Genomic DNA, 15802 nt, shown 5'->3' with positions numbered 1-15802 from the left:
ATTTATTTTAAAATAGGGAATTACTATGATTCTTCATTTAAGCTATTAACACGTAAATTACAAGTTGTTAATCATCACAGGAAGAGTTCCTTTGCAAAAAGTATCATTTAAAAGTTGTTCCGCAGCAACTTCTTGAAATTCATCAAAATCTTGATATAATTCTACAATTCCCAGAGTATGTTGAAGATTTGGGATGACTTGGAGCACGTAAGGATTTCCAAAAACATATAAAATACATTTTTTGGTAGAAAAAAAAGTACTTAAAAATTGAAGCACATCTTCTTCAATGCCGAAATTATTTAAAGGTTTAGCCTTTGGAACAAACAAAGAAATGAGTATGGTGTCAAATTTATGCAAGTTCTTTTCCAGATCATTTAGAATGGAGCTACCTCCAGTTTGATAACTAAATTCAGGAGAAGACAAAGCTGGAGATAATGTTTTAAAAAATACAGTATCAAGATCTTTATAAAGGCTTATTTTTGCGAAGCCGTCTCGATTTTTAGCCTCAAAAACTGCTATAGAATTGTGATTGTCTTTTATTTTTGTAATGCAGTTTTGAGCAATTCTTAGGTTTAGTTCCGAAGTAGTTTCAAAATCAAAATCACTTTTTGAAAAATTTAGCAAACTCAAATTTCCATCTACAATTCCTGCTTTTTGTTTGCATTTCCACAGGCGTTGAAAACTAGCCTCGATACGTTCGGTTGTTGCCTTTTTTAAGATTTCCTGTATTCCTTCGGGAACATTTTCAGCAAAACACAATACATCATTTCCAGCATTGAAAGCTTCCCATTCCAACTGTCCCTTTTTTTCATACAAACTCGAAACACTTCGCATGTTCAACGCATCCGAAATAATTAAACCATTGTATCCTAATTGCTTTCGCAAAAGTGTTTCTATAACCGATTTTGATAGCGTTGCTGAAGTATCTTTTCCATCGTTTAAAGCAGGAACGGCCAAATGACCAATCATAATAGAATCGACATTGTGGGCGATTCCTTCTATAAAAGGGACTAATTCATTGGCTAATAATTCTTCGAGTGTTTCTTTTAAAACGGGTAATCCTAAATGCGAATCGACATTTGTATTTCCGTGTCCAGGAAAATGTTTGAGACAACCTAAAACACCTACATCATTCATTCCCTTGAGATATTCTAAAGCAAAAGTACTTACTTTTTCTTTATGCTCTCCAAAGGAACGGTACCCAATAACTGGATTATTGGGGTTATTATTGATGTCTGCTAACGGCGCCAAATTATACTGTATCCCAACCGATTTTAAGTCTAAGCCGATTTGTTTTCCTACTTCGTAAACCAAATTTTTTTCACTTTCTGGTAAAGCTCCAAGCGTGATGGCATAAGGATATTGAGGTGTTTTTTCGACGCGCATGGCTAAACCCCATTCGGCATCAATGCTCATCAATAAAGGAGTCGTAGCACACTTTTGATATCGAGCAATAAGTTCTTTTAATCGCTGACAACTTCCGTCATTTAAGATTACCTTTTTCTTGGTTTCATAATTAGTAGCAGCACTTGCACGGCTGTGGAAAAAAGTTAATCCACCTATATTATGTTTTTTAATTAGCAATTCGGTAGCTTGAATATTTTCTTCTGTATCATTAATGAAAACTGCGGGAAAGAAAAATTGTCCTATTTTTTGTTCTAAGGTCATTTTGAAATGGATATGATACTAATTTTTAACATGAAAGACTTGGAAGTTAAATCACAGAACATAAAATACTTTATATAAGAAGTTCCAGAACTAGTGCTTTTAAATACGTCTTATGGACTTATATGACTTGTATTTTTAAAAAAAGGCTAGTTTGTTTTTTCTTGTGCTGATTTCTTCCCAAAATCCGTAGGAAAAATCAAGAAGCGTGATAAAATTAATCCCGGAATGGTGGCGAGGAAAACCCATATAAAGAAATTTCCATAGCCTAAATATTCTTGAATAAATCCACTTAACATTCCTGGAAGCATCATTCCCAGCGCCATAAATCCTGTTGCAATAGAATAATGCGATGTTTTTGACTCGCCGTCAGCAACATAAATCAAATACATCATGAAAGCGGCAAAACCAAAACCATAGCCAAATTGTTCCGCAATAACGGTTGCATAAATGTAGAAAACGGATCCTGGATGAAAATGCGAAAGGAGAATGAATCCTATAATAGGCAAATGCATGGCCAAAATCATAGGTAACATCCATTTTCCTAATCCATCTCTTGAAATAACAATTCCTCCTATAATGCCACCAATTGTAAGTGAAAGTACGCCGAAAGTTCCGTAAATAACGCCAACATCTTGCGTGGTTAATCCCATACCACCAGCACTGATTGGATCAATTAAAAACGGAGTTAACATTTTTAATAATTGAGATTCACCCAATCTAAAGAGAAGAATAAACGCCAAAACTAAGCCTATTTGTTTCTTTTGAAAAAAAGTGGCAAAAACTTCCCCAAAACTTTTATGCGGAATCGAAACTGTTTTCATTACTGCCATTTTTGCTTCAATGTTTGCAGTCGAAAAATAATTATAAATGGTAATTACAGTCATAATCAATCCTACTACTATCATTGTATACGACCATGCTTTTTGTTTATCGCCATATTCTTGTTCAAGATAACCGGCAATAACCACGATTAATCCGTTTCCAGTAAGCATGGAAAGCCTGTAAAAAGTACTACGAATTCCAAGGAAAAAGGATTGTTGTTCTTTTTCTAAAACCACCAAATAAAAACCGTCACTAGCAACATCATTGGAGGCTGAAGCAAATGCGGCAACCCAAAAAATTGCTAAACTGATGACAAAAAAATTACTCAAAGGAATTGTTAAACCCACAATTAAAAAAGCTAAGGAAATGAGCAATTGCATGCTTACAAACCATTTTCTTTTAGTAGAATAAAGATCAATAAACGGACTCCATAACGGTTTTATTACCCAAGGTAAATAAAGTAAACTAGTGTAAATACCTATATCTTCATTGTTGATTCCAAGGTTTTTATACATAATTACCGAAACCGAAATAATTATGGCATAGGGCAATCCTGAAGCAAAGTTTAAAGTAGGAATCCAATTCCAAGGGCTATTGTCTTTTTTCATTTAGGGCAAATTATATTCAATTGAAATTAAAGCGTAAAGTTTACTAAAGTTGCTTCACTTTCATTGCCATAAAAATCGATGAATGTAATGGCACATGTATTACTTTTATCTAGTTTGTAAGATGGAATTACTACTTCTAAAGCTTCTTTTTTATCATTAAAAGCAATTTTATCTATAATCTGACTTGGATCATTGATGTCAAGTGCGGTTTGGGTTGTAGGACCATAAATCATAACATAGCGTACAGAGCTATTTAACGGATAGTTTACATTAAAACGGGAAGAAAGTGCATTTTTTGCAATCGAGTTTACAGTTGGAACTTCCGCTACTTTGCGAATTAAATTTGGAACTACATTGGGAAGAGCGGGATATTTATACTGATTTTCCAGCAGCAACTTAGTTACACTTTGATTTCTATTCAAAAATGATTTGGCACTAAAAAAAGCATTTCCCTGAACATTTTTATAGGATCTTGTGATGTCAATCTGATTGGGTATTTCATTTGGATTATTCCATCTTTTATCGGAATCGGTATTTATTTTATAGGTTCCATTTCCGATATAGATTGCTGTATTCGTTGAGTTTTCAGACCACCAACGCAATAATTTTGAATACGAAGCTTTGGGATGATCCATGCTCCAATACAATTGTGGAACAAGATAATCAATCCATTTATTTTCCATCCAAGCCAAAGGATCAGCAAATAAATCATCGTAATTTGTTTGTCCTGCTTCTGTTTCTGAACCTCTTGGATCAACTGATTTATTTCTCCAAACCCCAAAAGGACTGATGCCAAATTGTACCCATGGTTTTATATTTTTTATAGAAATCGATACTTCTTTTACAAAAGTATTCACATTGGAGCGTCTCCAATCCGCTATACTCATTCCGTTTCCATACGTGCTAAAAGAGGCGGTATCGTCAAATAATTCTCCTTTTATTCTATATGGATAAAAATAATCATCAAAATGAATGGCATCAATATCATAATTTTGAACTACTTCTTCAACCACTTTCAATAAATGGTTTTGAACTTCCGGTAATGCCGGATTGTAATAATATTTCCCACCGTATTTAATCATCCATTCTGGATGTTTGAAATAATCGTGCTCGGGACTCAAAAGCGATGTGTTGTAATCCATTGTAGCGCGATATGGATTTAACCATGCATGAAATTCAAACCCACGGGCATGAGTTTCAGCAATCATCCAAGCTAATGTATCAAAATAAGGTTTTGGTGCTTGTCCTTCTTTTCCAGTTAAAAAACGAGACCAAGGCGCTAATTTTGTCGGGTAAAAAGCATCTCCCACACTTCTTATCTGAACAATAACGGCATTATAATTTAACTTTTTGTAGGTGTCTAAAATCTCAATGTAGTCTGCTTTTTGTTTAGCAACGTTGTCAGTACTAGTCTTTGGCCAATCAATATTTACAACGGTAGCAATCCAAACGGCCCTAAATTCATTTTTTGGATTGGTTGCCAATGCTTGTGCGTTGCTATTCCAAATGGAAAGCAGTAGAAACGCAAGAAGCAAAAGAGTGTGCTTGTGATTTTTCATTAGAGTCCTGTATTTAAAGTATTCAAAAATAGTTTTTTTAGTGAAATGGACCAGCTAAAATGCTTTTAAAATTTCATCTATTTTAATAGCGCAATTTCTTTGCCAATTTTTTCAAAAGAAGTTCAAAAAGTACTTTGCCCTAAATAATAAAAGGATTTGAATATTTCCTAATTGTTTTAATCGAATCCATTGCTATATATTTATATTTGTGAAAATAAAAGCAATTTACCCTACGCAATGTCAATCTCATCTCAATTACAGCAATTATCTCAATCATTAGAAGGAACCCTTTTACATGATGAACTTCATAAAACCTTATACGCTACAGATGCTTCTGCGTACCGAATACTGCCAATTGCTGTTGCTGTACCAAAATCAGAGGAAGATATTGTCAAAATTATTCGCTTTGCAGCAAAAAATAAGATTTCAATTACGCCCAGAACGGCAGGAACTTCATTAGCGGGTCAAACGGTAGGTAATGGAATAATAGTAGATGTTTCGAAACATTTTACGAAAATTGTTGCTTTTGATTCCATAAAAAAAACGGTTACCGTTCAGCCAGGAGTGATTCGGGACGAACTGAATTTGTATTTAAAAGAACACGGATTGTTTTTTGGACCTAATACTTCAACCTCAAATCGATGCATGATGGGAGGAATGGTAGGCAATAATTCTTCGGGAACCACATCTATTCGGTACGGAGTTACCCGAGATAAAATTGTGGAAATCAAAGCGGTTTTGAGTGATGGGACTTTGGCAGTATTTAAAGAAATAACGTCGGCGGAATTCATTGAAAAAACGAAAGGGAACACCCTCGAAAGTTCCATTTACAAAACCATTTTTGAAGAACTTTCGAACACAAAAAATCAAGAAGAAATTATAAAAGAATTTCCAAAACCTGAAATTCACAGAAGAAATACTGGATACGCGATTGATTTATTATTAAAATCAGAACTTTTTGGAGGAACAGAAAATACAATAAATTTAGGAAAACTCCTTTGCGGAAGCGAGGGAACGCTGGCTTTTACTACAGAAATCACGTTGAAAGTGGACGATGTACCTCCTACGAATAATATTATGGTTGTGGCTCATTTTCATTCCATTCAAGAAAGTTTAGAAGCTGTGGTTACGGCTATGAAACATCATTTGTACACCTGTGAAATGATGGATGACACGATTTTGGATTGTACTAAAACCAACAGAGAGCAAGCCAAAAACAGATTCTTTATTCAAGGAGAACCAAAAGCGGTTATCATGCTCGAAGTGGCTTCACATATTAGCATGGAAGATGCCGAAGTACAAGCAAATGCGTTGATTGCTGATTTAGAAAGAAATAATTTTGGATATGCTTTGCCTAAAATTTACGGAGCTGATATTGCTAAAATAAATGAGTTGCGAAAAGCAGGTCTTGGACTTTTAGGCAGTATTGTCGGCGATAATAAAGCGGCAGATTCTATTGAAGATACCGCTGTTGAGTTGAGCGATTTGCCCAATTATATTGCCGAATTCTCTGCGATGATGGAACGCCACGGTCAGAGTGCCATTTACTATGCACACGCCGGAGCTGGAGAATTGCATTTGCGACCAGTTTTAAATTTAAAGACAACAGAAGGACTGCATCAATTTAGAAACATCGCAACCGAAGTGGCTATTTTGGTCAAAAAATATAGAGGTTCCTTAAGTGGAGAACACGGTGACGGAATTGTTAGAGGTGAGTTTTTACCTTTTATGATTGGAGATCAAAACTACGAACTCTTGAAACGAATTAAACTTGCTTTTGATCCTCATACGATCCTAAATGTAGGGAAAATTGTGAATGCTTTCAAAATGGATGAAAACCTTCGGGTAGAATCAGGCAGAGCCGAACCCGAGATACAAACCATTCAGGATTTCTCGGACAGCATGGGGATTTTGCGTGCTGCAGAAAAATGCAACGGCTCCGGTGATTGCAGAAAATTACCTTCGGCAGGTGGAACCTTGTGTCCCAGTTATCGCGCTACACGAAATGAAAAAGATACCACTCGGGCTAGAGCCAATGCGCTAAGAGAATATTTGACTCATTCAGATAAAGAGAATAAATTTGACCATGAAGAATTGTATAAGGTATTTGAATTGTGTGTGAGTTGTAAAGCTTGTGCCAGCGAATGTCCTAGTAATGTAGATGTGGCCGCTATGAAATCAGAGTTTTTGTACCACTATCAAAAAGCAAATGGTTTTTTATGGCGCAATAAAGTTTTTGCTTTTAACGCTAAACTAAATGGTTTAGGTAGCATTGTTCCTCGGTTTACTAATTTTATGGTGAATTTGCCGATGGTGAAAAAAACTATGGGAATTGCGTCCCAAAGAGAAGTACCATTATTGGCTCCAAATACTTTTAGAAAATGGTATGAGAAAAATTGGAACCAGGCGCCAAGTGCTTCATTTGTAAATGGAAAAGTCTGCTTGTTTTGTGATGAATTTACTAATTATTATGATGTTTCGGTGGGGATTGATGCCTATGAATTATTAACTTCATTAGGCTATGAAGTGATTTTGGTAGATCATGAGGAAAGTGGAAGGGCTTTTATTTCAAAAGGCTTTCTTGAAGAAGCCAAAGCCATTGCCAATACTAATGTGGCTGTTTTTTCGGATTATATTACTGCTGAATTTCCTTTAATAGGAATCGAACCTTCAGCCATATTAACCTTTAGAGATGAATACATCCGATTGGCTGATGATAAGGAAAGTGCCGAAAAATTAGCCAAGAACGTATTTACAATTGAAGAGTTTTTTAAAAATGAAATTACTGCAGGGAAAATACATTCAGACCAATTTTCTGATGAGCAGAAAACAATAAAAATTCATGGCCATTGTCACCAAAAGTCCTTGAGTACAATGGAAGCTACTTTTGCGATGTTAAATGTTCCTAAGAACAGTTCAGTTACTATTTATAACTCGGGTTGTTGTGGCATGGCAGGTTCTTTTGGATATGAAAAAGAACATTATGAAATTAGTATGCAAATGGGAGAAGATACGTTGTTTCCGAAAATTAGAGCCACTGATGCTGCGACTGCCATTGCCGCGGCAGGAACGAGTTGCCGCCACCAGATTTATGATGGAACCAGCAGAACAGCCTTGCATCCAGTTTCTATTTTAAAGAGCTGCTTGAAGTAAGGACGACCTTAAACCGATTGTAATACGAAAACGAATTCTTACTTTTTTAAAATTATTTTCCTTTTAAAAGTTTTATTAAGTTTAATTTGACTTTTTAAATAAATAAAATAAACTATTTTAACTTTTTTTTTAAAATAATATAAAAAATAGTTGGAGAAACTGTATTAGTTCAATTTGTTTTATACTTTTGAATTTCGAACATTATTTGCACGATTTAGAGGATAAAAATATACAATTCACAATATATTAATTTTTAATGATAAAATTCACAATATGGCATTAAAGGGTTTATTTAGAAAAAAAACAGTACAGGATATTTTAAAACAGGTGGAGAAGAATAATGCCGATGGACATAATGCGCTAGGTAAGCATTTGACAGCGCGTGATTTGACTGCATTTGGAATTGCAGCCATTGTAGGAGCGGGTATATTTAGTACTATTGGAAAAGCCAGTTCTGATGGAGGACCAGCTGTTATTTTTCTATTCTTGTTTACTGCTATTGCTTGTAGTTTTGCCGCTTTCGCTTATGCAGAATTTGCTTCTATGGTTCCGGTTTCCGGAAGTGCTTATACGTATTCTTATGTTGCTTTTGGCGAAATTATAGCTTGGATTATTGGTTGGGCCTTGATTATGGAATATTCTGTGGGTAATATAACGGTTGCTATTTCATGGAGTGATTATTTTACGAGTTTACTAGATAGTGGAGGCATTCATCTACCACAATGGGTTCAGATGGATTTCTTGTCTGCCTCCAGAGGTTTCGATGACGCTACTGCGCTAATGCAAGGGGGAAAAGAATATGCTAAATTGAGTCCGGCTTTGCAAGATGCTTATATGGCATGGACTACTTCACCAGTGATAGGTTCGTTTCATTTTGTAGCGGATCTCCCGGCTTTATTGATTATTGTTTTAATTACCGCCTTGATTTACCGTGGGATGAAAGAGTCTCGAAATGCGAGTAATATCATGGTAGTAGTGAAATTATGTATCGTTTTACTAGTGATTGCGGTTGGGGTATTTTACGTAGATACGGCAAATTGGGATCCTTTTGCTCCTAATGGGGTTACTGGAGTTTTAAAAGGAGTATCTGCTGTATTTTTTGCTTATATCGGTTTTGATGCCATTTCAACAACTGCCGAAGAATGTAAAGATCCACAGCGTGATTTGCCAAAAGGGATGATGTGGGCTATTATTATATGTACTATTTTATACATTGCCATAGCGTTAGTATTAACCGGAATGGTCAGTTATGATCAATTAAATGTAGGTGATCCACTCGCTTTTGTATTTGAAAAATTAGACTTAAAATGGATGTCGGGAATTATTGCGGTTAGTGCCGTGGTGGCAATGGCTAGTGTTTTATTGGTTTTTCAAATGGGGCAACCGCGTATCTGGATGAGTATGAGTCGTGACGGTTTACTGCCAAAACGTTTCTCAAAAGTACATCCAAAATACAAAACACCTTCTTACGCGACTATTGTTACCGGTTTTGTGGTGGCAGTTCCAGCGTTGTTTTTAAACTTGACTTTGGTTACTGATTTATGCAGTATTGGAACTTTATTTGCTTTTGTATTGGTTTGTGCAGGAGTGTTAGTATTGCAAAATAGAACCGATATTCCTCGTGGAAAATTCAAAACACCTTATGTAAATTCTAAATTTATATTGCCCGTTTTGATTGTAATTGGATTGGTATTTGCTTTTGGTTACAACAAAAAAGCGACAATGGATTTCATTACTAATGAAACTCAAATCAATAGCTCAGAAGCAATTATTACTTCATTAAACAAAGAGGAAACCAAAAAAGTATATGCTTACTTAGTAGGTGTAGATGCTAAAAACAGTACTGATAAAACTCCGGATTTAGAACTTTTATTAAATCAGTATCAGGAAGATGACGCCAAATATTCTAGTGTTATTGCAGGTTTGCCCTTAGCAGATTCAGTTAAATATGAAAGTGGATTTAGCTTGTTCAAGCATAAAATTCCAATGTGGATTTTCCTTATTGTTATGGTAGGATTAGTCGTATGGTCTTACAGATCAAACTTATCATTGATACCATTATTAGGTCTTATATCTTGTTTGTATATGATGGCAGAATTGAGTGTTTGGAACTGGATTTATTTTGGAATTTGGTTGTTGATCGGTTTGGTGGTCTATTTCAGTTTTGGTCGAAAGAATAGCAAATTGAATATTTAAAAATATTTTAAAATCTTTAGAACCGTCTTTTTAATAGGAGACGGTTTTTTCATTTTAATTACTACCACCTTAAAAATTGTTTTCAGTAGGTCGTTGCAAAACTAGCGACAAATTCAATTTAAAAGCGCTACAGCAAAAAAAAGAAATTGTAAAAGTCAGATTGTTTAGATCATCTGCAAATAGTATTGTTTGGACAAGTGCAGCTAATCTATAATCTCGTGAAGTGGAGAAAGCCATTTAAAACGTCAAAAAAATAGCAAGATCTAATTTCATAAAAACTCCATTTTATAATTTTTTTATTACCATATTGTTGTAGAAAATTAACTTTTAAAACTACTATTTTTGAAAGTCCTATTTAATAGAAACACAGCATGAAAATACTACACACTGCCGACTGGCATTTGGGAAAGAAACTGGACCACTTTTCTCGTTTGGAAGAACAAAAGAAAGTAATGAATGAAATATGCACAATAGCGGATGTCCAAAATGCGGATGTAGTTATCGTAGCAGGGGATTTATTTGATACGTTCAATCCACCAGTCGAAGCTGTAGATTTGTTATATAAGACGTTGAAAAAATTGACTAATAATGGCAAACGACCTGTAATTGCTATTGCGGGAAATCACGATAGTCCAGATCGAATTGATGCTCCAAATCCTTTGGCTAGAGCATGTGGGATTCTTTTTGTAGGGAATCCTGATGTGACCATTCCCACCGTCACCATCGAAAACGGTTTTGAAATTACGCAATCGGAAAATGGATTTTTAGAAATTCAACTGCCGCAATATGAATTTCCTATTCGCATTATCACAACCCCTTATGCGAATGAGATGCGCTTGAAAACCTATTTAGGTGCCGAAAATAAGGAGGAACAATTGAATCAATTACTACAGGATTCCTGGGCAGCGCTAGCAGATAAATACTGCGATATTAAAGGAGTTAATATCCTAACCACCCATTTGTATATGCTGAAACGTGGAGGCGAAATTTTAGAAGAACCAGAGGGTGAAAAACCGTTGCGAATTGGTAATGCAGATATAGTTTACACGGATTGCATTCCACACCAAATTCAATATACCGCTTTGGGACATTTACATCGTTTTCAAAACGTGGGGGGACATACTAATCCAGTCGTGTATTCCAGTAGTCCGTTGTGCTATAGTTTTGCAGAAGCGGGTCAGGATAAAAAAGTAGTTCTAATTGAAGCACAACCAAACGAGGTTGTAAAATTTACAGATATTCCGCTGCAATCGGGTAGGGTTTTACATCGAAAACGGTTTGAAAATACAGACGAAGCAGTAATTTGGTTATTAGAAAACCCGTACTGTTTGGTTGAGCTGACTTTGGTTAGCGATACTTTTTTCGCCAGTCAAGATTTAAAAAGAATCCATGAAAGTCACGACGGAATTATCTTTATTATTCCAATTGTGACTAAGGATGGGAATGCGGAACAACACACTCCAAAAGTAAATTTAGATCAGAATATTCAGGGATTGTTCAAAGATTACTTTGTATCGAAACACAAACAGGAACCGAACGAGGAACTATTGGATTTGTTTAATGAGATCATTGGAAGTCAAGCTAAAAACGACTAAAAAAACCTTTTATGTTACCACTAAAGTTAAGTATAACCGGTTTGTATTCCTATCAGAAAAAGCAAACGATAGATTTTGAAGAATTGACTAATGCTGGATTATTCGGCATTTTTGGAGCAGTAGGATCCGGAAAATCTTCTATTTTGGAAGCGATTGGTTTTGTTTTATATGGGGATACGGAGCGTTTAAACAAGACAGACAAGCGTTCCTATAATATGTTGAATCTAAAATCTGATAAGGCCAATATCGAATTTGAATTCTTAAATTTTGAAGAACGGAAATTCAAATTTGTAGCCGATTGGAAGCGGAAAAAACGCTTTGAAGAAACCACTCCTATTGAACGCCTCGCCTATGAATGGAAAGGGGAGGAATGGGTTCCAATGAATTCTGCTGATGCCACTATCATCATTGGTTTAACCTATGAAAATTTTCGTCGGACCATTATCATTCCACAAGGAAAATTTAAGGAATTTTTAGATTTGAAAGGCAAAGATCGTTCGGATATGATGAAAGAGATTTTTCACCTTCAACGTTTTGATTTAGCATCCAAAGTGGGATTATTACAGAGTGCCACCAGAACAAAACTAGATCAATTAAAAGGCGCTTTATCAGGATTTGAAGCTATTTCTGCTGATGCTATTTTGGCCTTAGAGAAGGAAGTTATAGCATCGAATAACGAATTGAAAAACGATAAAATAGGGTTAAGTTTAGTTGAAAAAGAACTAAATGAACTCAATACATTAAAGGCAAACTTTGAAGATTTAGAAAAAAAGCAACAGCAGCTTTCTAAATTGAATGCTGAAAAAGTGAAGATGAATGCTTTAGAGTTGGAAATAGATTTGTTCGAAAAAACGGAACGGAATTTTAAATCCACTTTAATCACTTTAAAAACAGAGAAGACAGCTTTAGAAAAAGCGAAAGAAAATCTGATTACTACTGAAAATTTGAAGAGAATTGTAGTGGATAGCAATTTGAAAAGTCAAAACGCTTTAGAAATAGTGCAGCCTGATTTTGAAACCCTTGAAAATTCTAAGAGTAAAGTATCCGATTTAGAATCCATTGAAAAAATTACAATCGCAAAGAGTGCTTTGGCCGTTTTAGATGAAAAAATAAAAGTAGAGGAAGCTTTGTTTTTAGCTAGTGAAAAAAAAGAAAAGGAGGTAGTTGCAAAATTAGATAGAATTCAGGGGCAATTGGTCGACGCCAAAAAAAAGCGATTGAAGGCTTCTTTCTTAGTTGATTTAGGAACTTGGTATCAGCAACAGCGAAATTTCCAGAATAATTTTGATGTATATAACATAAAACTTGATTCTTCGAAGCAAGAATTAAAGTTAAAAACAGCAGCTTTTCTGCTTTTGGAACTGCCTTTTGATAGTTGGAAAAACGTGTTAAAAACTAAAGTAGAATCAATTTTTTTCGAAAAGGAAAAAGCAATTGATATAAGAACTAAACTATTAGTGTCGAAAGAGTTGGTACACTATGCTGAGAATTTGCACGATGGCGAAAATTGCCCACTTTGCGGATCGCAAGAACATCCAAATGTGATGCAAGGGGAAGATGTTTCGAATCAATTAGTACTTATTACCCAAACAATTGCTGATTTAGCCAATAAAGAAGCGCAAATCAGTTTAAAACAGGCACAAGCTGAGAAATTAGAATTCGAAATAAATCATGTTCAAGCGCAACTGAAAGGAATTATTGCGGAATGCGAAACCATTGAAAAGGAACAGAAAATGCACCTGTCAAATTTCATTTGGAAAGATTTTGACGCAAAAGATTCGCAGTCTTTTGAATCTACTAAAACACAACAACACCTTTTAGAAAAAGAAATAGTAGCTTTAGAAAATGACGAAAACGAGCTTCGCAAGGAGCGGGAAAGTATTTCGTTGGTACTAAAAAACAACAATACTTCGAAGGGCGAATTCGAAGCAATAAAAGCTGCTAAAAGTGGCGCTGTTGCTAATGAATTGTCGCAATTGAAAGTACTTTCATTTGCCGATTACGAATCAATTTCAGCTGCTTCAATTCAAGCTGAAAAAATCCTCCTACATAATAAAAATATAAAAACAGCAACAGATTATCAAGCGATAAAGGAGCAAATTGCAATTCAAAATCAAGAAATAGCAACGCTCACAGGAAGTTTAATTACATTACAATTGCAAGCTACTGAGAATGAAAAAACTCTAGTACAGACACAAAAAATCATTGCCGAATTACTGCAAGAACATTGTTTTTCATCAGTTGAAGAAGTAAGAACAATACTTTTAAAAAACTGGAATATAGCAGCAGAAAAAGAGAAAGTGAAAGTTTTTGGCGGGAATTTACTAATTGTTATTAATTCTGTTTCCGAAGCGGAGAAACTGATCCTTGGTAAAACTTTCGAAAATAAAATTTTAGAAGAAAAAACTGCACAATTTTCTGCTTTCAAATTAAAATTTGAAACTCAATTAGGAATTGTTTCTGCTTTACAAGATAATTTGAAACGCGTTCAGGCACAATTTGTTGAAAAAGCAGATTTGCTAGCCCAATTTGAACTATTAAATACGCGTGCGACTAATCTAGTTACGCTGGCAAATATGTTTAATGCAAGTGGCTTTGTAAACTATGTTTCGAGTATTTATTTACAAAATTTAGCCGATGTGGCCAATGTTCGTTTTCATCGCATGACCAAAAACCAATTGAGTCTAACGATTAATAGTTCCAATGAGTTTGAGGTAATTGATTATCTCAACAATGGAGCTTCGAGGAGTGTGAAAACGCTTTCCGGAGGTCAAGGATTTCAAGCTTCTTTATGCTTGGCTCTGGCTTTGGCAGAAAGTGTTCAGTCCTTAAATAAAAACGATAAGAATTTCTTTTTTATTGATGAAGGTTTTGGAACGCAAGATCCCGAAAGTGTTGCTGTGGTTTTTGAAACGTTGCAATCGCTGTACAAAGAGAACCGGATTGTTGGAATTATTTCCCACGTAGTCGAACTGCAAGAACGGATTCCCCGCTCAATTAATGTCTTTAAACAGGAGGAAAAAGGAAGTGTGATAAGCGAAAGTTGGAATTAAAACGAGGTATTTTTTATAAAAAATATTGGAGTAATCAGCTTTCACAATTCGTGCTTTTTTTGATGCATATTTCACTGAAAAATTAAAAATAAGAGCAACGGTGTAATTCTTAACCTTTTTAATTGTATCCACCCGAGCAACTACATATTGTTTAGTTCAATAAGATTAATGATAGGAGCGTAATTTTACAATGATTTAGATTCCGCTAGCTGCTTGTAATTGTGGGGATACAGGTCTGTAATATTCTTGTGGTTTATAGATTGGATATTCTCAAGGGTATATTTTAGCCACTCAAAAGGATTTACGTTATGCTTTTTGCAGTTAGAAAAAAAGGTATAGGCCATAGCCGCTCTTTGAGCAGCATCGTGCGATCCGGCAAAAAGATAATTCTTTCTACCTAGGGCCACCGGTCTGATTGCATTTTCTACCAGATTATTATCTATTTGCAAGTTACCATCTAGTAGGTATGCCGATAAATTATCCCATCTTGTTTGAGAGTATGCAAGGGCTTTACCAATTTGACTTTTTGGTAGGGTTAGTTTGATTTGCAAAAACATCCATTTACCTAGTTCGTTTATAATAGGTAAACTTTCCCGAAGCCTCAGCTCTTTGATTTGCTCAGGTCTACCGTTTTGTTCTTTTGCTTTGCGCTCCACCGCATATAGCTTTTGTATTTCAACTAAAACATGTTGTGCTTTTTGCTTGTCATTATCTAACGCTCTTTCAAATTCTCGCCGAGCATGTGCCCAACAGCCCAGAGGAGTGATATCTGATTTTTTTCCATAAGCTTTGTATCCTGCATATCCGTCTGTTTGCAAGTAACCTTTAAAGTTTTGCAAAATAGGTAGTGCAGCGCTACTTGCACGAGTAGGGCTGTAATTGAACATAACAAGCTTGGATATTGGGGCATGATACACCCAATAATAACCCAGATGTGTTTTGTCTTTTTTCTTGTCGTCTAAAACCTTGATGGTGGTTTCATCCACTTGAAGATACCCTTCATTTTTGATATCCATTACCAGCTTCTCATACAAGGGTTTTAAAGCATCCATGTATGCTGCTCCCCAAAAAACGTACAACTTTTTGTGTGAATTTAAGATAGGATTAAAAACCTTAAATTAGCAGAATTATGTCAAGAACAAGAAGAG

Annotated in this window: 7 protein-coding genes and 1 pseudogene; 4 read left to right on the top strand and 4 right to left on the bottom strand. The window is 35.3% G+C overall.

Translation table 11 applies throughout. From position 1 onward, the window contains the following. Nucleotides 1-57: 57 nt before the first annotated feature. The 3 genes from BUC11_RS12610 to BUC11_RS12600 all read right to left on the bottom strand — a co-directional run bounded on the left by BUC11_RS12610 (nt 58) and on the right by BUC11_RS12600 (nt 4657). Complete coding sequence (locus BUC11_RS12610) at nt 58-1668, bottom strand: glycoside hydrolase family 3 protein (RefSeq protein ID WP_073354579.1); 1611 nt, start codon at nt 1666-1668, stop codon at nt 58-60. A gap of 146 nt (nt 1669-1814) precedes the next feature. Continuing rightward, the gene (locus BUC11_RS12605) at nt 1815-3098 is read right to left on the bottom strand and encodes an MFS transporter (RefSeq protein WP_073354577.1); all 1284 of its coding nucleotides are present in this window, start codon (nt 3096-3098) and stop codon (nt 1815-1817) included. 26 nt (nt 3099-3124) lie between these two features. Next, nucleotides 3125-4657, bottom strand: coding sequence for a glycoside hydrolase family 10-like protein (locus BUC11_RS12600; RefSeq protein WP_073354575.1), 1533 nt, complete (start codon nt 4655-4657; stop codon nt 3125-3127). Between the two features lie 237 nt (nt 4658-4894). On the opposite strand from BUC11_RS12600, the gene BUC11_RS12595 reads away from it, so the two are divergent. The 4 genes from BUC11_RS12595 to BUC11_RS12580 all read left to right on the top strand — a co-directional run bounded on the left by BUC11_RS12595 (nt 4895) and on the right by BUC11_RS12580 (nt 14654). Beyond that, entirely contained in the window at nt 4895-7810 is a 2916-nt protein-coding gene (locus BUC11_RS12595; RefSeq protein WP_073354573.1) for an FAD-binding and (Fe-S)-binding domain-containing protein, read from the top strand. A 273-nt stretch (nt 7811-8083) separates the two neighbouring features. Next, entirely contained in the window at nt 8084-10006 is a 1923-nt protein-coding gene (locus BUC11_RS12590; protein WP_073354570.1) for an amino acid permease, read from the top strand. 371 nt (nt 10007-10377) lie between these two features. After that, nucleotides 10378-11601, top strand: a complete 1224-nt coding sequence (locus BUC11_RS12585) for a metallophosphoesterase family protein (protein WP_073354568.1) — start codon at nt 10378-10380, stop codon at nt 11599-11601. Between the two features lie 11 nt (nt 11602-11612). Continuing rightward, on the top strand, nt 11613-14654 hold the full coding sequence (locus tag BUC11_RS12580) for an AAA family ATPase (RefSeq protein ID WP_073354565.1): 3042 nt from the start codon (nt 11613-11615) through the stop codon (nt 14652-14654). A gap of 185 nt (nt 14655-14839) precedes the next feature. Here BUC11_RS12580 and tnpC read toward each other — a convergent pair. After that, a pseudogene (gene tnpC, locus BUC11_RS12575) lies at nt 14840-15721 on the bottom strand (IS66 family transposase); the annotation flags it as partial. Nucleotides 15722-15802 lie beyond the last annotated feature (81 nt).

It is taken from the genome of Flavobacterium xanthum (assembly GCF_900142695.1).
Classification (GTDB): Bacteria; Bacteroidota; Bacteroidia; order Flavobacteriales; family Flavobacteriaceae; genus Flavobacterium; species Flavobacterium xanthum.
Note: the sequence above shows the minus strand (reverse complement) of the source record. Positions and strands in the feature narration are given on the sequence as shown.